The sequence below is a fragment of the Roseateles sp. genome, assembly GCF_019237615.1.
In the GTDB taxonomy this organism is placed as follows: domain Bacteria; phylum Pseudomonadota; class Gammaproteobacteria; order Burkholderiales; family Burkholderiaceae_C; genus Pelomonas.
Genome location: NZ_JAFAGT010000098.1, coordinates 12,415 through 34,964, shown reverse-complemented (window position 1 = coordinate 34,964; position 22,550 = coordinate 12,415). Strand labels below are relative to the sequence as shown.

The window sequence follows — 22,550 nt, the reverse complement described above, 5'->3', positions numbered from 1 at the left end:
ACGAGAGGCCGTTTCAGGCTCATCGTGGACGATTCAGCTACATTCAAACCAGTTCCTGCGCGCCTCCCCGGCGCCGCCACGGCAAGCCCAGTTTTGCCGTCCACGATCAGCCTGAAATGGGCGTCCACGATCGCTGAAATACGCAGGTAGACAGAGGCCGGGTTCGCAGCGCCTGGAAACCCTCCCACAGTGCAGTCCGGTAGCGCAGAGCCTCCTTGGTGGCCGGATCGGCCTCGCCTTCGTTCACACCGTCGAACAGGAACATCTGGTCCGTTGTGGTCACGATGTTCTCGATCTCGCTGCTGGCCTGGGCTTCCAGCAGTGGGATGGTGTTGATCAGCACCCCTTGGTTTGGGATGAGTTGCCCCGCGGCCTTGAGTTCAGCAACGGCTGCCCGTGCCGAGATGCATGCCTTCAAGACGGCCCGGGATTCCAGGTCGACCGACGGCGGGAGCGGTGGCAGGTCGTTGTACGGCTGGGCTGGGTCGAAGGGCATCTGTCGATAGAAGGTCAATAAATCAACACATCTCAAGAATTTGTCCGTCCGATCGACATGATGATCGGATATGTCGAATCTTTCAATGATGGTCGACATATTCACGGTCGACGCAGTCGATCTGGCCGGATCGAGGACTTCGCCCTGAGCGGCCCTCATGAAAGTGAGTATCTAGTCGGCCCTGCAATTTGGCTGCGACCCGCATGAATGCCGGAGTTCGAGGGTAAGTCCGGTCCGCCAGATCTCCCAGGAATCGTTGTCGGTGGAGCCGATTGCTGGGGGATTTGCACCTTGAGCACACCGGATTTTTTCCGCGCCCGACTCGACGCGATGGTGGACCCCAAGCACCCGCTGGTGGTGCTCGCCTCGCGGCTGCCGTGGGCGCAAGTCACCAGCCGCCGCTTCGAGCGGCCTCACGCGCTGGCTGTGGGCGGCGGATGGATTTTGCAGGGTTGACTGGAATAGGCATGCCCGGCTTCCTGTTCGGCGACGAGGGCCTGGCTCACACTGCCAAGACACACTTCACCGGTGTGCCCCATCCGTGCTGAATCGCGGACTGCCACCTGCTCGGACACGGCCACCGCCGTGGGTGGGCTCGCCCTGCTGATCGCCCCGCGCTGTCGTGCTGCCCGCTCATCCGGGTGTGGAGGGGGTGAGCGTTTCGCCCCTCCCGTCGCGACCTCGGCGCCAAGCCCTGGCCCAGGCTTCCGATCCCCACCAAGGTCGTGGCGTCGCGGTCTTGCGGTCCGCTTGCACTCGGCGTAAGCACCGCTGCGGTGCGTGCCCGGCGCGGCTAAGGTCGTGACATGATCGACGACCGCTTTCTTGCCGATAACGCCGCGTTGCAGCGCGCGCCGGTGCAGTTCTATTTCGACTTCTCGTCGCCTTACGCCTATATCGCCTCGGAATGGATCGAGGCCGTCGCAGCCCGCCACGGCCGGCGCGTCCAATGGCATGCAATCCTCTTGGGCGCCACCGCTTCAGGCGGCGCAGCTGGAGTCGCCCATCGCCCACCCCGTCAAGCGCGACTACACGCTGCGCGACTTCGAGCGCTCCGCCCGCTTCGCCGGCCTGCCCTATCGCCAGCCCGAGGTCTTCCCCATCGCGACGCAGAATGCCGCTCGCGTGTTCTGGTGGCTGCACGCCCAGGATCCGGCGCGCGCCGTCGACTGGGCGCATGCTGCCCTTCGTGCCTATTTCACACGCAGTGTCGTGCTCAGCGATGAGGCCGCGCTGAAGGGGCTGCTGGAAGAGTCCGGCATCGACGCCGACGCGGCCGAGGCTGCCTGGAGCGATCCGGCCTGGAAGGTCCGCCTCAAGGCCGCCAACGAGGCTGCCGTCGCCGCAGGCGTGTTCGGCACTCCCCACTTCATCGTCGATGGCGAGCCCTTCTGGGGCAACGACCGCCAGGCCCAGATCGACAGCTGGCTGGCGCGCGGCCCCTTCAAAGGCTTGAACTAAGGCGTCAGTCGAAGAACAACCTGGAGATGCCCTTCAGGCTGACCAGATTGCCCGGGTTGCTGGTCTCGTTGAGCACGCCGCTCATGCGCGCCAGCAGCCGTGGGCTCTTCTTGGCGCGCCAGATCAGCAGGTCGGCCAGCCAGGGGTGGGCGTTGACGCGGTTGGCGCGTTCGTAGAGGTCGAACTTGGGCTTGAGGGCTGTCAGGCCAGCCTCGTAGGCGGAGCGGGTTGCGGCGTCGCCTTCGTCGTCATGGCGATGGGCCAGGATGGCCTCGGCCGCGAGCATGCCGGTCTCCAGCGCCTTGCCTATGCCTTCGCCGGTGAAGGAGTAGGTGCTGCCCGCGGCCTCGCCGGTGACGAGCAGGCCGGGCCGAGTCCACTTCGCGCCGTTCAGTGTGCAGCGCAGAGGGGCTCCTTTGAGTTCCCCGACCAGCTCGCCTACGCGCATCAGCTCGGCGGCCGGCGCGTACTTGGCAACGAAGGCGTCGAAGATCGCGCGCAGGTTGACGTCCTTCTTGCGACCCTTGCCGCCCAGGTCCCGGTGCGAATCGGTCACGCCGACGCCGATGTTGAAGTGACCGTCCGGCGCCGGGAAGATCCAGCCATAGCCGGGGCGCACCGACTGGTCCCAGACGACCTCCAGTGCCTTGATCCGTCCCACCATCTGCGGCGCCTTCACATAGCCGCGCAACGCCACGCCACTGGGTGTGTGGCGCTCGCACATGCCGGCGGCCGTCAGCGCCTTGGGCACCGCGCCGGTGGCCAGCACGACCCAGCGCGCCCGCACCTCGACGACGTCCTCGCCCCGCCTGATCCGTGCACCGACGACGCGGCCGTCCTGCTCCAGCGGTGCTTCGAAGCGAGCCTGCTCGAACAGCGCGCCCGCCTGCTGGGCGGCACGCAGCAGCAGCGCGTCCAGCTCGCGCCGCGGCAGCACGGCCAGCGAGCCGGGGACGTCGATGCGTCCACCGCGCGGGCCGATGCAGCCGACATGGCTCACCGGCTGGGCCAGGCGCATCACCTCATCCAGCAGCCCGAGGCGGGCCAGGGCCTTGTGCGCATCGGGGATGAGGCCATCGCCGCAGGTCTTGTCGCGGCCGGCGGGGTGTTGGTCGATCTGCCGGACGACCAGGCCGGCGCGAGCCAGCCACCGGGCACAAGCGCTGCCGGCGGGGCCGGCGCCGACGATCAGAACCTCGCAGTCCAGCCCGGCGGCCCGGCCGCCTCCCTGTGTCTCAGCAGTCAATTCGATGGGGGGATTTCGATGGGATTGGCCATTCTAGAAGTCGTGGCGAGGGGTTAATACCACCCCACATGCCTGCCAGGCCCTCGTGTGAGAGTCGGCTATCTGTGGTCGCATGACAACGCCAGTGCCTTCAGTCACCCCTTGCAGGGACAGTAATTGCCCTAGGTTTCTGTTGTGTAAAGCGCGCGGAACGGCCAGTTTCGCAGTCTATTGGGGCCTACCCGGATCGGCCGCTCAGCCGGCAATCGACAGACTCGCGCCGCGAAAAAGCGTTTCTCCGCGAGGGGTTCGCGTTTCCAAATCACCCGCAACACGCGTTGAGAACTTCCTCACGAAGGAGTAGTTATGTTTAAACGAAACATCCGAAGCGCCGCCGCGCTGGCGATGATCGGCACGCTGGGCGCTGTCTCGGCCATGGCCCAAGAAGCTTCGACTGAAAAGCTCGAGCGCATTGAAATCACCGGTTCCCGCATCAAGTCGGTCGGTGCGGAGTCCAGCAGCCCGATCACGTCGGTGGGCAAGGAAGACATCACCATCAAGCAGCCGGTCGCGGTTGAAGAACTGGTGCGCGGCCTGCCCTCGTCCTACCCCGCCATCGGCCCGAACATGAACAACGGGTCCAACGGCACGGCATCGATCGACCTGCGCGGCCTGGGCTCCAACCGGACCCTGGTGCTGATCAACGGCCGCCGCATCGTGCCGGCCACGCTGGGCGGTGTCGTCGACACCAACACCATCCCCGTGTCGCTGCTGGATCGCGTGGACCTGGTCACCGGCGGTGCCTCCGCCGTGTATGGCGCCGACGCCGTGTCCGGTGTCGTGAACTTCGTGACCAAGCGCAATTTCTCGGGCATCGACGCCACGTCGCTGTACAGCGTCTCCGAGAAGGGTGACGGCCAGCGCTACAAGAACGACCTGACCATCGGCGCCAACCTGGCCGACGGCCGCGGCAACGTTGTGGTGCATGTGGGCACGACGCGTACCACCCCGCTGACCCTGGGTCAGCGCGACTACTCGCCGGTGGTCATCTCGTCCAGAACTGGCAATCCCGGCGGCTTCTCGGGTACTGCTGTGCCGGCCATCTGGTCCGGCATGCCGTCGCCGATCGCCGGCGATCGCACGATCGACGGGTCGAGCGGCTTGCTGCGGGCCGCTGTCGGTACGGCGCCGCCGGACGGCTACAACACCAATCCGCCCAACTACTTCGAGACGCCGCTGACGCGTACCCAGGCCACCGCGTTGGGCCGCTTCCAGATCAACGACTACGCCGAGGCCTACGCGGAAGTCTTCCACACGCGCTCCAACGTGACGCTGAACCTGGCGCCCTCGGGTACCTTCGGCGTGGCGCTGAACATTCCCATCGGCAACCCCTACATCACGCAGCCGGTGCGCAATCAGCTGTGCGCGGCCTACGGCATCACGGCCGCCAACTGCGTGGTGGGCAACACGACCGAGTTCCGCGCGAACATCGCGCGCCGCTTCGTCGAAGCCGGCCCCCGGATCTACAGCTACGACAACACGACGACCCAGTACACCGCCGGCCTGCGTGGCGACATTCCGCTGCTGCAGGGCTGGAGCTACGACGCCTACTACCAGAGCGGCCGCGCGGACCAGATCCAGCGCACCGGCAACGGCTTCTCGGCCACCAAGCTGCAGCAGGCGGTCCGCGCCGTCAGCACCACTGCCTGTACCGTGGCGACCGGCGGCTGCGTGCCCATCAACCTGTTCGGCGCCGCGGGCAGCATCACGCCCCAGATGCTGGCATTCGTCGCCACGCCGACCTTCCAGACCACCCGCGTGGACCAGACCGTCATGGCTGCGTCCGCCGCCGGCGAGATCGGCGTCGCCAAGAGCCCCTGGGCCAACAACCCGCTGGGCCTGGCCGTCGGCTATGAAGATCGCAAGGTCTTCGGCGGCAACGCATCCGACGCCGTCGTGCAGACCCAGGGCGAACTGCTGGGCTCCGGCTCCCCGACGCCCGACCGCAGCGGTACGCTGAAGTTCAAGGAAATCTACACCGAGGCCAACATGCCCCTGGTGCAGAACAAGTTCCTGGTCCATACGCTGGACGCCAGCTATGGCTATCGCCAGACCGAGTTCACCTCCATCGGCGGCACGCAGCGTTATGGCAGCTGGAAGAAGGGCTTGATCTATGCGCCCATCAAGGGCCTGAAGTTCCGCGGCGAGTTGCAGCGCGCGACCCGTGCACCGAACGTGAACGAGTTGTATGCGCCTGTCACCACGGGCCTGTCTTCGCAGTCGACCGACCAGTGCCAGGGCAACCTGATCAACGCGGCCGACGCCGGCAAGGCTGGCACGCTGACCAACGTCTGCCAGCAGACCGGCGTGCCCACCGCGCAGATCGGCAACGTGTCGGCGCCGTCGTCCAGCCAGATCAACAACACCGGCGGTGGCAACCCCAACCTGGGCCCCGAGAAGGCCGACACCACGACGGTGGGCGCCGTCTGGGAGCCGGTGTTCGTCGACAACCTGTCGCTGACGCTGGACTTCTGGAAGATCGAGGTCAATGGTGCCGTGTCCAGCCCGACTGCCTCGCAGGTCATGAACGGCTGCTACAACCCGGCGCAGAACCCCGGCTTCACCTACAACGCCTTCTGCCAGCTGATCCAGCGCGACCCGCTGAACGGCGGCCTGAACGGCACGGGCAGCAAGGGCGTCAGCACCCAGTCGTCCAACCTGGGCTACTACAACTACTCGGGCATCGACCTGGGCGCGAACTACCGCCTGCCGCTGAAGGCTCTGGGCCTGCCCAACGCCGGCCGCGTGGACTTCAACCTGATGGCCAGCTTCCTGAAGCGGGCTGACTTCAAGGCGCTGCCCACCGTGCCGACACTGGAGCAGGCCGGCTATTACGGCGTGGACGTGGGTACGCCCTACTCCAAGACGCGCTTCAACGCGCGCGCGTCGTGGTCGCTGGGCGACTATGCGCTGGGCCTGTCGTGGCGTCACATCGGCGCCGCCTCGGTGCAGACCACGGGTGCCGCAGCCAACAATGCCGGCAACTTCCTGCCCGTCAACGAGAGCATCAAGGCCTTCGACTACTTCGATCTGAACGGCTCCTGGCAAGTGCTGAAGAACCTGAAGCTGTCGCTGACCGTGAACAACTTGTTCGACAAGCAGCCGCCGCTGATCGGTACGGGCATCGGCCCGGGTTCGTCCAACTACGGCAACACGTTCCCGAGCGTGTATGACGTCATCGGCCGTCGCTACACCGCGACAGTCCAGGCCACCTTCTAAGAAGGCCGGTCTGGCCGGCCCCTCGGGGCCGGTCGATCCCGCGCGGGCCCTTCGGGGCCCGCTTTCGTTGGGGCCGCGCGGGCCATCCGCGTGGAGACGGGCCTCTTGCGTTGGGCGAGCGGCCGTGATGCCTAGAGCGCCTTGCGCAGGTTCGCCGGCGCGATCTTCATCGCCTCGCGATACTTGGCCACCGTACGCCTGGCGCACTGGATGCCCTGTTCCTCCAGCATCGCTGCCAGCGCGCTGTCGGACAGCGGCTTCTTCTGGTCCTCGGCGGCGACGAACTGCTTGATCAGCGCACGCACCGCCGTGCTGGACGCCTCGCCGCCGGCCTCGGTGGAGAGGCCCGAGCCGAAGAAGTACTTCAGCTCGAATGTGCCCCAGTTGGTGGCCATGTACTTGGCCGTGGTCACGCGCGAGATGGTGGACTCGTGCAGGCTCAGCTCGTCGGCGATCTCGCGCAGCACCAGCGGCTTCATGGCCAGCTCGCCATGCGTGAAGAAGCCGCGCTGGCGTTCCACGATGGCCTGGCTGACGCGCAGGATGGTGTCGAAGCGCTGCTGGATGTTCTTGATGAACCAGCGCGCCTCCTGCAGCTGGCCACCCAGCGGCGAGTTGCTGATGCCGCCGCGCGTGGCGCGCAGCGCGTTGGCGTAGAGCTCGTTGATGCGCAGCTTGGGCGCCACCTCGGGGTTGAGCATCACGCGGAACTCGCGCCCCACCTTGCGCACGATGACATCCGGCACGATGGCCGCGGCCGCGCCCTGCGCGAAGCGGCGGCCGGGTTTGGGCTCCAGCTGCGTGATCAGCCCCTGGGCCTCGCGCAGCAGCGCCTCGTCGGCGCCGGTCTCCATCATCAGCCGACGCATGTCGCGTCTGGCCAGCAGGTCCAGATGACTCTTGCAGATCAGGACGGCGATGGCCTGGGCCGGGCTGCGGGGCTGCGCGCGCAGCTGCAGCACCAGGCATTCCGACAGGTCGCACGCGGCGATGCCGGCGGGCTCCAGGCTCTGCAGCAGGCGCTGCGCGATGCGCAGCCGGTCCAGCAGTTCCTCGCGGTCTTCCTCGTCCTCGGCCAGCGCCGTGGCAATCTCCTCCAGCGTGTCTTCGAGATAGCCGTCCTCGTTCAGCGACTCGATGAGGACTTGTATGACGGCGCGGTCCTCGGCCGACAGGTAGTGGCCGGCGAGCTGCTGGGCGAGATGCGCGGTCAGCGTCGTCTCGGCGGACTCCTGGCCCTCGCGTTCGGCGTCGTCCTCGCCGTTGCTGCTGCCGCTGCTGGACGGCAGCTCGCGGATGCCGTCGAAGTCGTCGCGCTCGGTGCCGTTCTCCCAGTCCTCGCGCTCGGGCAGCCCGAAGTCCTCGCCGCTCAGCTCCGGCGCCTCGGCCTCGCCGCCGTCGGTGGCCACGTCGTTGCCGCCGGCCTCGGCCGGCGCATTCGCCGCCAGCTCGGGCGCGCTGACGGTGAACTCCTCCTCCGTTTCAAGCAGCGGGTTGCTGGCCAGCATCTGCTCGACTTCCTGGTGCAGCTCCAGCGTGGAGAGTTGCAGCAGGCGGATGGACTGTTGCAGCTGCGGCGTCAGCGCGAGGTGCTGACTCAGGCGGACCTGGAGCGTCTGTTTCATCGCGCCGCCCTTCAGGCCTACATGCGGAAATGTTCGCCGAGGTAGACCTTGCGCACGTCGGCATTGGCCACGATCTCGTCGGGCGTGCCTTCGGCGAGCACGGCGCCCTCGCTGATGATGTAGGCGCGGTCGCAGATGCCCAGCGTCTCGCGCACGTTGTGGTCCGTGATCAGCACGCCGATGCCGCGTGCCTTCAGGAAGCTGATGATGCGCTGGATCTCCAGCACAGCGATGGGGTCGACGCCGGCGAAGGGCTCGTCCAGCAGGATGAAGCGCGGCTGCGTGGCCAGCGCCCGGGCGATCTCGACGCGCCGGCGCTCGCCGCCCGACAGCGCCGGCGCGGGGCTGTCGCGCAGGCCCTCGATGGAGAGGTCGTGCAGCAGGCCGTTCAGCAGCTCGTCGATGCGCGCCTTGGACAGCGCCTTGCCGCGCTCGTCCTGCTGGAGCTCCAGCACGGCACGGATGTTTTGCTCGACGGTCAGCTTGCGGAAGATGGAGGCTTCCTGCGGCAGGTAGGACAGGCCCAGGCGCGCGCGCAGATGGATGGGCAGGCGCTGCACCTCGGCGCCGTCGATGCGGATGATGCCGGCGTCCGAACGCACCAGGCCCACGATCATGTAGAAGCTGGTCGTCTTTCCGGCACCGTTGGGGCCCAGCAGGCCCACCACCTCGCCGCAGTCGACGCGCACGTGCACGTCCTTGACGACCTTGCGCACGCCATAGGTCTTGGCGAGGCCCTCGGCTTCGAGCCGGCTGCCGCAGGCCTGCGGCGTGGCGGGCGCGCCGGCCATCACGAAGGCTTGCCCGGCTGCAGTGTCATGGACGGCTTCAGCGGCAGTGGCGCCGTCGGCGCGGATGCGGCCTCGTCGCCCGGCTGCGCGCGCGGCATCATGACGATGCGGGTGCGGCCGTTGGGGTTGGGCGAGGCGCTGCCGCCCTCCAGCGTGAAGACCTCGGTGCGGCTGTTGTAGACGATGACCGCGCCCGTTACCTCCTCGGCAACGGTGGTGCCGCGCAGGCGGCGCACGGTGGCGTTGCCGATGAAGCGCACGGTTTCGGTGTGGGTGTCGTACTCGAGCTGGTTGGCCACGCCATCTATGGATTCGCCCGGGATGTCGCGTGCCTGGCGGAAGCTGACCGGCTGGTCGGCCGTGCCAGTGGCGAAGGCCTGGTGGTAGCCATCGCGGGTCTCGCGCACGTCCACCTTCTCGGCGCGCACCAGCAGGCTGCCCTTGGTGATGACGACGTTGCCCAGCAGCTCGGTGCGCTGGTTGACGGCGTCCACCAGGCCTGTCTTCTCGGACGAGAAGATGAAGGGCTTCAGCCGGTCGGCCTTCTCCGCCTGGGCGGCAGGGAAGGCGAGCATGAGAGCGAGCGGGATGAGCAGGCGATGCATGGCGGCACGGAAGTTGCAAGCCATTCTAGGGGCCTGCCGGCGTCGCCGGGCTTTCCGTCGCGGCAGGGGCCTCAGATGGTCTCAGGTCGTTCTTCCGGCGCGTGCCTGCCGGATGAGGAAGTCCGCCACGGCCAGCGCCTGCTGGCCTTGCGCGGCCTCGCTCTGGCTGGACGAGGCGCCCATGCCGGGGCCCGTGCGCCAGCGGCCCGCCACGACGAGGGCGGGCACGGTGTCGATGCCGGCGGCCTCGGCGAGCTTCTGGCCCTGGGCCATCTTGGTCTGCACGCCGAAGGCATTGAAGGCCGCCCTGAACTTGGCCATGTCCACGCCCAGGCGGCCGACGAGGGCGCCGACGGCCGCCTCGTCATTGGCCTGCACGCCGCCGCGGTGGAAGGCATTGAAGATGCCCGCGTGCACGGCCGGGGTCAGCGCGCCCATGGCCTCCAGCGCGTAGAACATGCGCTGGTGCAGCTTCAGCATGACCTGCTGGCCCACCGGCACGCGGCGCAGGCTCACGTCGGCCGGTAGTTGGTGTGCCCAGGTCTGCAGTTGCGGGTCGAAGGCATCGCAGTGCGGGCACTTGTAGAAGAAGAACTCGACCACCTCGATCCTGCCCGGCGCACCGGGCAGGACTTGACCCAGGCGTGCGTAATGCTTGCCCTCGACGGGCCCGCCTTGCGCCAGGGCCGCGGGGCCGAGGCCGGCGGCGAGCAGCGCCGTGGCCGCGTCGCGGCGCCTCATGCCTTGCTGCGCACGCGCTGGATCAGGAAGTCGGTGATCTGCAGCGCCTTCTGGCCCAGCTCCTGCTCTGGCAGGCGCTGGCCGCCGGCGGCCTGGCCGGGCGAGGTCAGGAAGCGGCCGCCGATGCCGATGCAGGGCACGCCGTCAATGCGGTAGGCCTCGGACAGCTTCTCGGCCTGCTGGCATTTGGTGACCACGCCGAAGGAGTTGAAGGCCTCCTGGTACTTGACGGGGTCGACGCCAAGGGGGCCGAGGAACTTGGCCTGGCTCTTCGCGTCGTCCAGGGCCAGACCCTGCTGGTGCATGGCGTTGAAGATGGCCTGGCGGGTCGTGGCTTCCTTGCCCAGGGCCTCGAGCGCATAGAACATGCGCTGGTGGATCTTGACGTTGGCGCGGAAGGCCACATGCACCTTGCGGAAGGCCACGTCGGCCGGCAACTGCTTGGTCCAGGCCTCGATGGCCGGCTCGAAGGCATAGCAATGCGGGCAGCCGTACCAGAAGAACTCGACCACCTCGATCTTGCCCGGCGTCGACGCCAGCGGCGGGTTGAGGACCAGGTAGTGGCGGCCCTCGACGGGGCCGCCCTGGGCCAGGGCCGTTCCGGTGGCAGCCGCGAGCGGCGTGGTGGCGAGCAGGGTGGAGAAGTCGCGGCGCTTCATGGGGTCAGGCATCCTTCAAACGGTGCGGGTTTCAGCGTTGTACACGAACGAGATTGGCTTCGAAGCCAGCCCCCTCAATCTTGCGCTGCAGGTCTTCGGCCGCTTCGCGCGTGTCCGAGGGCCCCAGGCGCACGCGATAGACGGTGCGGCCGTTCTGCTCGCGCTCCATGACCTTGGCCGTGAAGCCCTGGATGGCCAGCTTGGCCTTCTGGGTTTCGGCGTCTTCGGGCCGGGTGAAGGCGCCGGCCTGCACGAAGTAGACATAGGCCTCGGCGCCTGTTGCGGTCACCGGCGCGGGCGTGGGTGCCGCGGCGGTGTCGGCCTTGGCGGCGGTCGGCTTGGCCGGCGGCGGGGTCACGGCGGGGGCGGGCGCTGCTGGGGCGGCGACGGCGCTGGCCGGTGCGGCGGACGGCGGCGGAGCGGCCGTGCCCGGCGCGTTGACGACGCCGCTGGCGCTGCGCGCGGCCTTGCCGGCCAGCGGTGCGTTCGGGTCCCAGTTGCGATTGCGCTCGGCCTCGGCGGCGTCCTGCTCGGCAGTGCGCTGCGGCACCTTGTCCCTGAAGGGAATGGGCGTCTTGTTGATGTAGAGCGCTACGCCCAGGGCGACGGCGAGGCCCACCAGCAGGCCCACGATGAGGCCCAGGACGAAGCCGCCTTTCTGGCCCTTCTGGCCGGCGGGCTTGGATGCAGAACTCATTCGGTCTCCGTGGTTTCGGGAATGTCGCGGCTCATCTGCTCGGGCGCGCTGACGCCCAGCATGCCCAAAGCATTGGCCAGCACCTGGCGTGTCGCAGCCAGCAGCGCGACGCGCGCGCGGCTGAGCTCGGGGGCCTGGTCCAGCACGCGCTCGGCGGCGTAGTAGGAGTGGTAGGCGCCGGCCAGGTCGCGGGCGTAGAAGGCCACGTCGTGCGGCGCGATGCCGGCGGCGGCGCCGCTCAGCATGTCGGGATAGGCGGCCAGCTTGAGCATCAGCGCCTCCTCGGTGGGCGCACTCAGCAGGCCCAGGTCGGCGTCGGCGATGGTGGTCAAGTCGCCGCCCCATTTTCGGATCACCGAGCAGATGCGTGCATGGGCGTACTGCACGTAGAACACGGGGTTCTCGTCGTTCTGCTTCAGCGCCAAGTCGATGTCGAAGACGAACTCCGTGTCGGCCTTGCGGCTGATCAGGAAGAAGCGCACCGCGTCGCGGCTGGTCCAGTCGATGAGGTCGCGCAGCGTCACGTAGGAGCCGGCGCGCTTGGAGATCTTGACCTCCTCGCCGTTCTTCATCACCGTGACCATCTTGTGCAATACATAGTCCGGGAAGCCCTGCGGAATGCCCAGGTCCACGGCCTGCAGGCCGGCGCGCACGCGGGCGATGGTGCCGTGGTGGTCCGTGCCCTGGATGTTGATGCACTGCGTGTAGCCGCGCTCGAACTTGTTGATGTGGTAGGCGACGTCCGGCACGAAGTAGGTGTAGCCACCTTCCTTCTTGCGCATCACGCGGTCCTTGTCGTCGCCGTAGTCGGTGGTGCGCAGCCACAACGCGCCACCTTCCTCGTAGGTCTTGCCGCTGGCGACGAGCCGCTGCACCGTCTTCTCCAGCTGGCCGCCGGCGTAGACGCTGGTCTCCAGGAAATAGCTGTCGAACTTCAGGCCGAAGGCCTGCAGGTCCAGGTCTTGCTCGTGGCGCAGGTAGGCGACGGCGAACTGGCGGATGCTGTCCAGGTCGTCGATGTCGCCCGAGGCGGTGAACTCGCGGTCGTCGGCCTTGACGGTTTCCTTCTTCAGGAAGGCGTCGGCGATGTCCTGGATGTAATCGCCGTTGTAGGCCGCCTCGGGCCATTCGGCGTCGCCGGGCTTGAAGCCCTTCAGCCGCATCTGCGTGGAGTTGGCCAGCGTCGCGATCTGCACGCCGGCGTCGTTGTAATAGAACTCGCGCGTGACCTGGTGGCCCTGGCTCTGGAACACCGAGCACAACGAATCGCCCAGCGCAGCCTGGCGGGCATGGCCCACGTGCAGCGGGCCGGTCGGGTTGGCCGACACGAACTCGATCATCACATGCTTGCCCGTGGCCGGGCGGTGGCCGAACTTGGCGCCGCCCGCCAGCACTTCGGCAACGACAGCCTGCTTGGCAGCGGGCTTGAGGCGAATGTTGATGAAGCCGGGGCCGGCGATCTCCAGCGACTGCACCCAGGTCTGGAAGGCCGGCTTGGCCTGCAGCGCTTCGATCAGCCGCGTGGCCAGCTCGCGCGGGTTGGCCTTGAGCGGCTTGGCCAGTTGCATGGCGGCCGTGCAGGCGAAGTCGCCATGGGCGGCCTGCTTGGGGGATTCGAAGGCCGCCACGGCGTTGGAGCCGGGGGCGATGTCCTGGAGGGAGTCGGCGAGTGCGGCGAGCAGCGCCTGCTTGGCTTGGATCATGGGGCGATTTTAGGAGGCGGGCTCCGGTCCTATCGGAACGCATGGACCGGGTCGCAGGCCGACAGCCGTGCCATTGCGGCCCGTATCATGCCGCGCGTGAGCGCCTCCGCAGACGACCTGCCCCCCCACATCGGCCGCTACCAGGTGCTCAAGCGCCTGGGCGAAGGGGCGACCAGCGACGTCTTCCTGGCTCGCGACCCCTTCCAGGGCGTGGACGTGGCCATCAAGCGCATGCGCGCCTGGGCGCCGCCGGTCGACGCGCCGGGCAGCGACTTCGGCAGCCGCTTCTTCAGTGCCGAGGCGGCCCTGGCGGGGCGGCTGCACCATCCCAACGTCGTCGCCATCCTCGATGCCGTGGCGAATCCGAACGAAGGCGAGGCGCCCTACCTCGTCATGGAGTACGTGCCCGGCGTCACGCTGAAGCATTTCTGCCGCAGCGACCGCTTGCTGCCGCTGGACCAGATCGTCGAGCTGGGCTTCAAGTGCGCGATGGCGCTGGGCTATGTCTACCGCCAGGGCGTCATACACCGCGACGTGAAGCCGGCCAACCTGCTGGCCGTGCTGGACCTGGCCGGACAGGTCGTGGACGTCAAGGTCAGCGACTTCGGCTCGGCGCTGAACCTGCATGCCGATGCGACGCAGATCCACCGAGTCGGCTCGCTGGCCTATATGCCACCCGAGCAGATCGAGGGCGGAGACGTGGACGGCCGGGCCGACATCTATGCGCTGGGCGCCGTGCTCTACCACCTGATCGGCGGCCGCCCCCCCTTCGACGCACCGCACCAGATGGCGCTGATGCACCAGATCTACCATCAGCCGCCGCTGCCGCTGACCGGGCAGCGCCAGGGCGTCACGGCGGCGCTGGACGCCGTCGTGCTGCGCGCGCTGGCCAAGTCGCCGCAGGAGCGCTATGCCGACTGGGACAGCTTCGCCCAGGCCTTGTCGGCTCTGGTCGCCAGCCAGCAGGTGCCGCTGAATCGCCTGGGAGAGGTGCGCGACTCGGAGCGCTTCAACCTGCTGCGCTCGCTGGAGTTCTTCTCCGACTTCGGTGATGTCCAGTTGTGGGAGGTGGCGCGGCGCGCCCGCTGGAAGCGCTATCCGGCGGGCTATGCGCTCTTCAAGCGCGGCCAGGAGGGCAACAGCTTCCACATCATTGCCCAGGGCGAGGTGGAGGTTTTCCGCGAGGGCCGGATGGTGGCCACGCTGGGCCAGGGCACCTCGGTGGGCGAGATGGCCTACCTTGCGCCCAACCCCGACCTGCGCCGTCACAGCACGGACATCAAGGTCAGCCAGGAGTGCACCACCATCTCCTTCACGCCCGAATCGCTGGGGCAGCTCAGCCCCGAGTGCCAGCACCGCTTCGACCGCGGCTTCATCCGCGTGCTGGTGCGCCGATTGCATGCCGCGCACGAGGCCCTGGCTCATCCGCGCAGGATTCTGTGACGCCGGTGAAACAAGGCTTGGCACCGTCATGGCAGCGTGCTTGAATCGGTCGCCTCACCTATTCTTGAGGAAGGAGTTCCCGATGAAACGATTCGCCATCCTGCTCGCCTGTGCCATCGTCGCCATGGGGGCCCAGGCCACGCCGCAGCAGGACAAGATGAAGACCTGCAACGTCGAGGCCAAGGGCAAGAAAGGTGACGAGCGCAAGGCCTTCATGAAGGAATGCCTGGCCGCCAAGCCGGCCGACGCCGAGCCCGGCAGCGCGGCCTGCGAGAAATCCGCCGCCGACAAGAAGCTGCACGGTGCGGCGGCCAAGAGCCACATCAAGAAGTGCATGGCGGACGCCGCGGCCTCGGCGCCAAAGTGACGCGACGGCCCTCCAGGGGCCCGGCAGGACGAGAGCCACCTCAGGGTGGCTCTTTTGCTTTGGGCGTCCGCGCAGGGCGGTAGGCCGAGTCCGACAGCCTGTCGGCCCTCAGGCCGGTTCCGGCCGGTGCAACCGGCGATCAAAGTTGACTCACCGGAGCCCCTCTGCAAGGAGCAGACCATGAGCCACTTTGCACTCACTTCCAGCCCCGGTGCCTCTCGCGGGCGCCTGGTGCTTCTGAGCGCCGCCGCGGCGGCGAGCCTGACTCTGGGCGGCTGCGCCGGCATGTCGGCGCGCGAGGCCAGCACCATCGTCGGTGCGACGGCCGGTGCCGTCGTCGGTGGCGCGGTGACGGGCACCACCGCCGGCGCCGCCGTGGGTGCCGCGGCCGGTGGCGTCATCGGCAACGAAGTCTCGAAGAGGCGCGGCCGCTGAGGCGCACCATGAAAAAGGCCGGCAAGTGCCGGCCTTTGCTGAGTCCCTGACGGGGTTCAGAACTTGTAGCGAGCTTCCAGGTAGTACTGGCGACCGCTGGCGTCGACCTTCTGCTGCTCGGCCTCGCTGTAGCGATAGGTGGCGCGGACCGGGTTGGTCAGGTTGGTGGCGCTGAAGGCGATCTGCACCGCAGGCGTGATGTTGTAGTTGGCCGAGAAGGCCACGTTGGACACCGGCGCAGCGATCGTCGGTGCGCTGGGCATCAGCACGCCGCCGATGGTCGACATGCCCTGGCTGTTGGCCGTGGGCGACGGCGCCGTCGTGCTCGACACGTACGCGCCGCGGTAGTTGTAGACCAGGCGGGCGCTGAACACGTCGTTCTCCCAGTACACGCCCAGATTGCCGGCGATCTTGGAAGCGCCGTTCATCGGCCGGCCGTCTTCCACGCGCGTCTCGGCGTAGCTGGCGTTGGACTGGAAGCCGAAGCCCCACGCGATCGGCTGCTCCCAGCTCAGCTCAAGGCCGCGGATGCGGGCCTTCTGCTGGGTGGAGCTGTTGATCATGTAGGTGCGGAAGGCGTTGGTCGTGCCGTCATACAGATCAACGGACTGGCCCGACGCCGTGCCGCCGGTCTTGGCGTAGCCGTCGATCAGCGAGCTGAACGCCGACAGCGACAGCATGGAGCGCTTGGCGTAGTACCACGCCACCGAGATGTCCAGGTTGCGCGAGCTCAGCGGCTTTAGGTTGGGGTTCGGGCCGGTGACCGTGCAGCCTTGCGAGGTGCAGCTGGGGTTGCTGTAGGTTGCGCCGTAGAGGTTGTAGTTCTGGCGACCGATGGTCTTGGACAGGCCCAGGCGGCCGATCACGTCCTTGGCCATCTCGTAGCGCAGGTTCAGGCTCGGCAGGACGTTGTTGAAGACGCGGCGCGTGGTCTCCTTGCGGTAGATCGTGCCGGTGGCGCCGTTGAAGGGCACGTTGTCGTAATAGGGCTGGCCTTCGCTGACGTCGATGATGGCATCCGGGTAGGCAGCGCAGGGCACGTAGGGCTTGCCCGGCTCGATGCGCAGGCAGGCGCCTGCCGGGATCGGCACGGGGGTGCGCGAGGTGACGGCCGTGCGCACCAGGCGCACGCCGACATTGCCCGACCACTTCTCGCCTTCGAGGTTCTGCATCAAGTAGGCGGAGCTTTGAATTTCGCGCAGGTCGATGGAGCCCGAGATGCGGCGCTCCCACTGCGAATTGGTCTGCTTCGCGAGGTTGGTGTCGAAGTAGTTCGTCAGCACGTCGCGCGGGAAGTAGAAGCCCGTGTTGTCGAAGTTGCCGCCGAGGTACTGACCGAAGTCGCCGGGGTAGGGCACGGCCAGTGCCGGATCCGGCGGCGTGATGGCGCCGGTCTTGGCGGCCACGGTCGACAGGCCGTACTGGCGGCGGTGATCGGCGTTGCGGAAGCCGAAGTTCAGCGAGTTGAAGATGCCGCTGTCCTGCGTGTACTCGCCGTCGAAGGCAAAGCTCTTCTCGCTGTCGACCGTGTGGTAGCGGTTCATGCCGCTGCGGCCGGTCAAGCGGTAGCCGGGCGTGCCGGCGGGCGCGTCGTTGGCCAGGGGCTTGCTGCCGCTGCCGGCGTTGATCCAGCTGAAGTCCGGCGCCTTGCGGAGGTCGGTGATGTCGTACTTGATGCCCTGGCCGTAGCGCGAGTAGGTCAGGCCGCGGTCCATGTCGGTGTGACCGATGCCCTTGGTCGTGCTCAGCAGGCCCTTGAGCGTCAGGCGATCGTTAACGACCCACTTGCCGTCCAGGTCCAGGAAGCCGGAGCTGGCGTAGGCGCCGCTGCGGTAGAAGCCCTCGGAGTCGCCGACGTACTGGGCCGGCAGGCCGTTCGCGTAGGAGACTTCCGCGGACTTCAGCACGCGCAGCTTGTCGCCGTAGACCGTCGTTTCCTCGACGATCACCGGGTTCTTGATGGAGGCGTAGACGCGCTGTCCGTTGACGTTGGTGGCCGCGGTGCCGCCCAGCGGACCGGCCTGGCCGGCCAGCATCTGGTAGATGGCACCCATGGTCGCGCGGCCGAAGTTGGCCGCGTTCATCTTGGAGTAGAAGCCGGTCATGCCGACTTCGGTATTGCTGGTGGGCTTGAGCTGGGCGGAGAGCATGCCGCCCTTGCGGTCGCGCACGCCTTCCACGAATTCGGTGGACATCGAGCCCGGCAGGCGCACGCCGTTCAGGTCGGAGGCCTTGAGGCCAGTGCCGGCCAGCGAGGCATCGGTGATGCCCAGCATGGTGGCCGTGTTGATCTGGTCCCAGCCGGAGTTGGCGCCGTAGGCGAAGCGCGAGGCGGTGTCGCGGCGGATGTAGCGCTTCTCGGCGAAGACTTGGCCGATCACGCCCAGGGTGCTGTCTTCGTTCTTCCAGTTCACGCTGGCATTGAGCTGCGGGCTGGTCTTGCCGGGCAGGTCGGCGTACACGCCGCCGGCGCTGACCACGCCGCTGAAGCCCTTCTTGGCGTCCAGCGGCCTGCGGGTCGTGACGTTGATCGTGCCGGCCAGGCCGCCGTCGACGATGTTGGCCTGCGAAGTCTTGTAGACGGTCGCCGAGTTCAGCACCGAGGAGGGCATCAGCGACAGGCTGGTGGAGCGGCTGCTGGAGGCCTGGTCGTTCAGGTACCAGTCACCGCCGGAGACGGTATGGCCGTTGAACAGGATCAGCGACATGTCGGGGTTGGCGCCGCGCATCGAGACCTTCTCGGCCTCGTCGTAGTCCGTGCGCACGGCCACGCCCACGACGCGCTGCAGCGAGTCGGCCAGGTTCTTGTCGGGCATCTTGCCCACGTCCAGCGCCGTGATGACGTCCACGTTGGCCGAGGCATCGCGCTTCATCAGCAGCGAGCGCTCGTTGGACGCGCGGATGCCGGTGACGACGACGGCCTCCAGCGACTGCGACTTGGCCTTGTCGTCGGCCTCGGCCTTCTGGGCGAAGGCCGGGGCCTGCATCAGGGCGAACAGACAGACGAGCCCCTGGCTCACCGGTGTAGTTTTGAATTTCATGTGTGTCTCCGTAAATTTCCGATTGAAAAGATTCTTGCGAGGCTTGATGGGATGTTCGGGGCTAGAGGCCCGCAAAGTCGGCACCCATGCAACACCTCATGCATGACGGAATGAGGCGCAGTCATGCGCCACCGTTATGGCCCGTCCCGGGCGCTATCCCTAAACCATGTGACAGGCGACCTGCCGGCCCTCCACTGCGCGCAGCTGCGGCACCTCGGCCGCGCAGCGCGGCTGGGCCAGCGGGCAGCGCTTGTGGAAGCTGCAGCCGCCGGGCGGGTTCAGCGGGCTGGGTAGCTCGCCGTGGATGACGATGCGTTCGCGCCGGTCGGCCTTGCGCAGCGCCGGCGTGGCGCTCATCAGCGCCCGTGTGTACGGGTGCAGCGGAGCAGCGAAGAGGCGGCGCTTCTCGCCCACCTCCACCGCCGCGCCCAGGTACATCACCATGACCTCGTCGGCCACATGCTCGACGACCGACAGGTTGTGCGAGATGAACACATAGCCAGTACCGAACTCGTCCTGCAAATCCATGAACAGGTTCAGGATCTGGGCCTGGATGGACACGTCCAGGGCGCTGACCGGCTCGTCGGCGACGACGATGCCGGGGTTCAGGATCATGGCCCGCGCGATCGCGATGCGCTGGCGCTGGCCGCCCGAGAACATGTGCGGATAGCGGCGCAGATGCTCGGGCCGCAGGCCCACCTTGGCGGCAAGCGCGGCCACGCGTTCGCGCCGCTCCGCTGCCGTCATGCCCGTGTTGATCAGCAGCGGCTCGGCCAGCGTGGTTGCTATGGTCTTGCGCGGATTCAGTGACGCGAACGGGTTCTGGAACACCATCTGCACGTCGCGGCGCAAGGCCTTCAGCGTGGCGGCATCGGCCGTGGCGGCATTGGTGCCGCGGATCTTCAGCGCGCCGCGCGTGGGCGCCTCGATCAGCGTCAGCTGCCGCGCCAGCGTGCTCTTGCCGCAGCCGGACTCGCCGACCACGGCCAGCGTCTTGCGCGCGCCGAGCGTGAAGCTGACGCCGTTCAGCGCCTTCACCGTCGCCTTGGGCTTGAACAGGCCGCGGCTGACCTCGTAATGCCTGGTCAGGTCGCTCGCCTCAAGGAGGAGTTCAGACATGGGCCGCCTCCTCGACGGGGAAGAAGCAGCGCACGCCGTCCTCCAGCGCCGGGCGTTCGGCGCGGCAACGCTCCTGCACGCGCGGGCAGCGCGGCGACAGCAGGCAGCCCGCGGGCCGGTCCAGCGCGCCGGGCACGATGCCGGGCAGGGCCGACAGGCGCTTCGCGCCCTTGTTGTGCTCGGGAATCGCGGCCAGCAGCGCGTTCGTGTACGGATGGCGCGGCGCGTCGAACAGGCCCGGCACGGCGCCGGTCTCGACAACCTGGCCGGCGTACATGACGGCCACGCGCTGGGCCATCTCGGCGACCACCGCGAGGTCGTGCGTGATCATGATGAGGCCCATGCCCTGCTCGCGCTGCAGCTTCAGCAGCAGCGCCATGATCTGGGCCTGGATGGTCACGTCCAGCGCCGTCGTCGGCTCGTCGGCGATCAGCAGCCTGGGTCCGCAGGCAATGGCCATCGCGATCATCACGCGCTGGTTCATGCCGCCGGAGAGCTGGTGCGGATAGGCGTTGGCGCGGTTGGCGGCGTCGGGGATCTCCACCTGCTCCAGCAGCTCGACGACACGCTTCCTGGCGGCGGACCCGCGCAGGCCCAGGTGCGCCTTCAGCACCTCGGCGATCTGCGCACCGACGGTGTAGCTGGGGTTGAGGCTGGTCAGCGCATCCTGGAACACCATGGCCACGTCGCGGCCGATCAGCCTGCGGCGCTCCCTGGCCGAGAGCTTGAGCAGGTCGCGGCCCTGGAACTCGACGGCATCGGCCGTGACCTTGCCGGGCGCGTCGATGAGACCCATCAGCGCCAGCATGGTCACCGACTTGCCGGAGCCCGATTCGCCGACGATGCCCAGCAGCTCGCCGGCCTCAAGCGTCAGGTCCACGCCGTCCACGGCGGGGAAGTTGCCAAACTGCACGCGCAGGTTGCGGATGTTCAACAGCGCCGGCATCAGGACACTTTCTTCAGCTTCGGGTCCAGCGCATCGCGCAGCCCGTCGCCCATCAGGTTGATGGCCAGCACGGTCACGAGGATGGTCAGGCCCGGCAGCGTGACGACCCAGGGCGCCCGCGTGATGTAGTCGCGCGCCGCCGACAGCATGGTGCCCCACTCGGGCGTGGGCGCCTGCACGCCCAGGCCCAGGAATCCCAGGCCTGCGGTTTCGAGGATGGCCGACGAGAACGACAGCGTCGCGTTGACGATCAGCGGCGCCATGCAGTTGGGCAGCACGGTCACGAACATCAGCCGCGCGACGCCGGCACCGGCCACGCGGCTGGCCGTCACGTAGTCGCGGCCGATCTCGGCCAGCGCCGCCGCGCGCGTCAGCCGCACATAGCCCGGCAGCGCGCCGATGGCGATCGCGATGACGGTGTTGACGAGGCCGGGGCCCAGGATGGTGATGACGCAGATGGCCAGCAGCAGTGCGGGCAGCGCCAGCACGATGTCCATCACGCGCATGATGGCCGGCGACAGCAGGCGCTGGAAGAAGGAAGCGCACAGGCCCAGCATGACGCCTGGCAGCAGCGACATCATCACCGCCGCCAGGCCTATGCCCAGCGACACGCGACCGCCATGCAGCAGTCGGCTCAGCATGTCGCGGCCCAGCTCGTCGGTGCCCAGCAAGAAGCGCGTGCTGCCGTCCTGATCCCAGGCGGGTGGCGTCAGCATGAAGTCGCGGTACTGCTCGATGGGGTCGTGCGGCGCGATCAGCGGCGCGAAGAGGGACGCCAGCGCGATGACGGCGAACACGATCAGTGCGATCAGCGCGCCGCGGTTGGCGGCAAAGCCCAGCCAGAACTCGCGCAGGGGGCCGGGCGGCTCCATGGGTTTCTCAATCACGGCGCTCATCAATGTCCCCCGCCACGAATCCGCGGATTCACGACGCCGTACAACAGGTCCACGACCAGATTCACGACGATGAAGGTCAGCGCCGAGATCAGGATGCCGGCCTGCACGACCGGATAGTCGCGCCGCGCGATCGAGTCGATCAGCCATTTGCCGATGCCGGGCCAGGAGAAGATGGTCTCGGTCAGTACGGCGCCGGCCAGCAGGCTGCCGGTCTGCAGGCCCACCACCGTCAGCACCGGGATCAGCGCATTGCGCAGCGCATGCACGATGACCACGCGCGCCGGCGAGAGGCCCTTGGCCCGCGCGGTGCGCACATAGTCCTCGCGCAGCACCTCCAGCATGGACGAGCGCGTCATGCGCGCGACGACGGCCAGCGTGCTGGTGCCCAGCACCAGCGCCGGCAGGATCAGGTGCATCAGTGCGGACTTGAACGCGCCTTCCTCGTCGCTGAGCCAGGCGTCGATCAGCATGAAGCCGGTCACACGCTCGGGGTCGTACTCGATGCCGATGCGGCCCGACACCGGCGTCCAGCCGAGCTGAACCGAGAAGAACATGATGAGGATCAGCCCCCACCAGAACACCGGCATGGAGTAGCCCACGGTGGCCATGCCCATGACGCCCTGGTCCAGCAGCGAGCCACGCTTGAGCCCCGCGCTGACGCCCAGCAGCAGGCCGAAGCCCACTGCGAACACCAGTGCGGCGGTGGCCAGCTCCACGGTGGCTGGGAACAGCGCGGCGAACTCCTTGCTGACAGGCTCGCGGCTGACCAGGCTCTGGCCCAGGTCGCCATGCAAAAGCTTGCCCACGTAGTCCGCGTACTGCACGGGCAGCGGCTGGTCCAGGCCCATGCGCTTCACCAGCGCGGCATGGGCCTCGGGGTCCAGCCGGCGCTCGCCCATCATGACCTCGATGGGGTCACCAGGCACCAGGCGGATCAGGCCGAAGGCGACGAGGGTGATGCCGATCAATGTCGGCACCAGCGTGGCCAGGCGTTTGAGCAGGAAGGCGAGCATCCGCGGGG

Annotated in this window: 20 protein-coding genes and 1 pseudogene; 7 read left to right on the top strand and 14 right to left on the bottom strand. The window is 67.8% G+C overall.

The window, feature by feature from the left end:
• Positions 1-106 precede the first annotated feature (106 nt).
• Complete coding sequence (locus JOY88_RS21180) at positions 107-655, bottom strand: Fic/DOC family N-terminal domain-containing protein (RefSeq protein ID WP_293504633.1); 549 nt, start codon at positions 653-655, stop codon at positions 107-109.
• Positions 656-787: 132 nt separating this feature from the next.
• Here JOY88_RS21180 and JOY88_RS21175 point away from each other — a divergent pair, with 132 nt between their 5' ends.
• From JOY88_RS21175 to JOY88_RS21165, 3 genes and pseudogenes are all read left to right on the top strand, one after another.
• Positions 788-952: a hypothetical protein gene (locus JOY88_RS21175; protein ID WP_293504635.1), complete on the top strand. Its 165-nt coding sequence runs from the start codon at positions 788-790 to the stop codon at positions 950-952.
• 350 nt (positions 953-1,302) lie between these two features.
• Positions 1,303-1,473: pseudogene (locus tag JOY88_RS21170) on the top strand (DsbA family protein); the annotation flags it as partial.
• Positions 1,451-1,957, top strand: coding sequence for a 2-hydroxychromene-2-carboxylate isomerase (locus JOY88_RS21165; RefSeq protein ID WP_293504632.1), 507 nt, complete (start codon positions 1,451-1,453; stop codon positions 1,955-1,957). The pseudogene JOY88_RS21170 and the gene JOY88_RS21165, both read left to right, overlap by 23 nt.
• A gap of 4 nt (positions 1,958-1,961) precedes the next feature.
• Here the strand turns inward: JOY88_RS21165 and JOY88_RS21160 are convergent, their stop codons facing one another.
• The gene (locus JOY88_RS21160; RefSeq protein ID WP_293504631.1) at positions 1,962-3,203 is read right to left on the bottom strand and encodes an NAD(P)/FAD-dependent oxidoreductase; all 1,242 of its coding nucleotides are present in this window, start codon (positions 3,201-3,203) and stop codon (positions 1,962-1,964) included.
• A 345-nt stretch (positions 3,204-3,548) separates the two neighbouring features.
• On the opposite strand from JOY88_RS21160, the gene JOY88_RS21155 reads away from it, so the two are divergent.
• Positions 3,549-6,461: a TonB-dependent receptor domain-containing protein gene (locus JOY88_RS21155; protein WP_293504630.1), complete on the top strand. Its 2,913-nt coding sequence runs from the start codon at positions 3,549-3,551 to the stop codon at positions 6,459-6,461.
• 131 nt (positions 6,462-6,592) lie between these two features.
• Here JOY88_RS21155 and JOY88_RS21150 read toward each other — a convergent pair whose 3' ends face one another.
• From JOY88_RS21150 to argS, 7 genes are all read right to left on the bottom strand, one after another.
• Positions 6,593-8,086 (bottom strand): RNA polymerase factor sigma-54, encoded by a 1,494-nt coding sequence (locus JOY88_RS21150; protein ID WP_293504629.1) that lies wholly within the window; start codon positions 8,084-8,086, stop codon positions 6,593-6,595.
• A gap of 17 nt (positions 8,087-8,103) precedes the next feature.
• The gene (lptB, locus tag JOY88_RS21145) at positions 8,104-8,877 is read right to left on the bottom strand and encodes an LPS export ABC transporter ATP-binding protein (protein WP_293504628.1); all 774 of its coding nucleotides are present in this window, start codon (positions 8,875-8,877) and stop codon (positions 8,104-8,106) included.
• Entirely contained in the window at positions 8,877-9,452 is a 576-nt protein-coding gene (lptA, locus tag JOY88_RS21140; RefSeq protein WP_293504627.1) for a lipopolysaccharide transport periplasmic protein LptA, read from the bottom strand. Before lptA ends, lptB begins: the two co-directional genes overlap by 1 nt.
• Before the next feature lie 111 nt (positions 9,453-9,563).
• Positions 9,564-10,223: a thiol:disulfide interchange protein DsbA/DsbL gene (locus tag JOY88_RS21135; protein ID WP_293504626.1), complete on the bottom strand. Its 660-nt coding sequence runs from the start codon at positions 10,221-10,223 to the stop codon at positions 9,564-9,566.
• Positions 10,220-10,882 carry a thiol:disulfide interchange protein DsbA/DsbL gene (locus JOY88_RS21130; RefSeq protein WP_293504625.1) on the bottom strand — a complete coding sequence of 221 codons (663 nt, stop codon included), beginning with the start codon at positions 10,880-10,882 and terminating at the stop codon, positions 10,220-10,222. Before JOY88_RS21130 ends, JOY88_RS21135 begins: the two co-directional genes overlap by 4 nt.
• Before the next feature lie 31 nt (positions 10,883-10,913).
• On the bottom strand, positions 10,914-11,579 hold the full coding sequence (locus tag JOY88_RS21125) for an SPOR domain-containing protein (protein ID WP_293504624.1): 666 nt from the start codon (positions 11,577-11,579) through the stop codon (positions 10,914-10,916).
• A complete protein-coding gene (gene argS, locus JOY88_RS21120; protein ID WP_293504623.1) occupies positions 11,576-13,282 on the bottom strand; it encodes an arginine--tRNA ligase in 1,707 nt (568 codons plus the stop codon). The genes JOY88_RS21125 and argS overlap by 4 nt, the downstream gene beginning before the upstream one ends.
• Before the next feature lie 87 nt (positions 13,283-13,369).
• Here argS and JOY88_RS21115 point away from each other — a divergent pair, with 87 nt between their 5' ends.
• The 3 genes from JOY88_RS21115 to JOY88_RS21105 all read left to right on the top strand — a co-directional run bounded on the left by JOY88_RS21115 (position 13,370) and on the right by JOY88_RS21105 (position 15,527).
• Positions 13,370-14,725, top strand: coding sequence for a serine/threonine-protein kinase (locus tag JOY88_RS21115; RefSeq protein WP_524539245.1), 1,356 nt, complete (start codon positions 13,370-13,372; stop codon positions 14,723-14,725).
• Positions 14,726-14,807: 82 nt separating this feature from the next.
• A complete protein-coding gene (locus tag JOY88_RS21110; protein WP_524539244.1) occupies positions 14,808-15,092 on the top strand; it encodes a PsiF family protein in 285 nt (94 codons plus the stop codon).
• Positions 15,093-15,272: 180 nt separating this feature from the next.
• Positions 15,273-15,527 carry a YMGG-like glycine zipper-containing protein gene (locus JOY88_RS21105; protein WP_293504621.1) on the top strand — a complete coding sequence of 85 codons (255 nt, stop codon included), beginning with the start codon at positions 15,273-15,275 and terminating at the stop codon, positions 15,525-15,527.
• A 56-nt stretch (positions 15,528-15,583) separates the two neighbouring features.
• Here the strand turns inward: JOY88_RS21105 and JOY88_RS21100 are convergent, their stop codons facing one another.
• The 5 genes from JOY88_RS21100 to JOY88_RS21080 form a co-directional block, all read right to left on the bottom strand.
• On the bottom strand, positions 15,584-18,568 hold the full coding sequence (locus JOY88_RS21100; RefSeq protein WP_293504620.1) for a TonB-dependent receptor: 2,985 nt from the start codon (positions 18,566-18,568) through the stop codon (positions 15,584-15,586).
• A gap of 159 nt (positions 18,569-18,727) precedes the next feature.
• Positions 18,728-19,687 (bottom strand): dipeptide ABC transporter ATP-binding protein, encoded by a 960-nt coding sequence (locus tag JOY88_RS21095; RefSeq protein WP_293504619.1) that lies wholly within the window; start codon positions 19,685-19,687, stop codon positions 18,728-18,730.
• Positions 19,680-20,633: an ABC transporter ATP-binding protein gene (locus JOY88_RS21090; RefSeq protein ID WP_293504618.1), complete on the bottom strand. Its 954-nt coding sequence runs from the start codon at positions 20,631-20,633 to the stop codon at positions 19,680-19,682. The genes JOY88_RS21095 and JOY88_RS21090 overlap by 8 nt, the downstream gene beginning before the upstream one ends.
• Positions 20,633-21,529 (bottom strand): ABC transporter permease subunit, encoded by an 897-nt coding sequence (locus JOY88_RS21085; RefSeq protein WP_293504617.1) that lies wholly within the window; start codon positions 21,527-21,529, stop codon positions 20,633-20,635. Before JOY88_RS21085 ends, JOY88_RS21090 begins: the two co-directional genes overlap by 1 nt.
• Entirely contained in the window at positions 21,529-22,542 is a 1,014-nt protein-coding gene (locus tag JOY88_RS21080; RefSeq protein ID WP_293504616.1) for an ABC transporter permease, read from the bottom strand. Before JOY88_RS21080 ends, JOY88_RS21085 begins: the two co-directional genes overlap by 1 nt.
• Between the last annotated feature and the right edge of the window lie 8 nt (positions 22,543-22,550).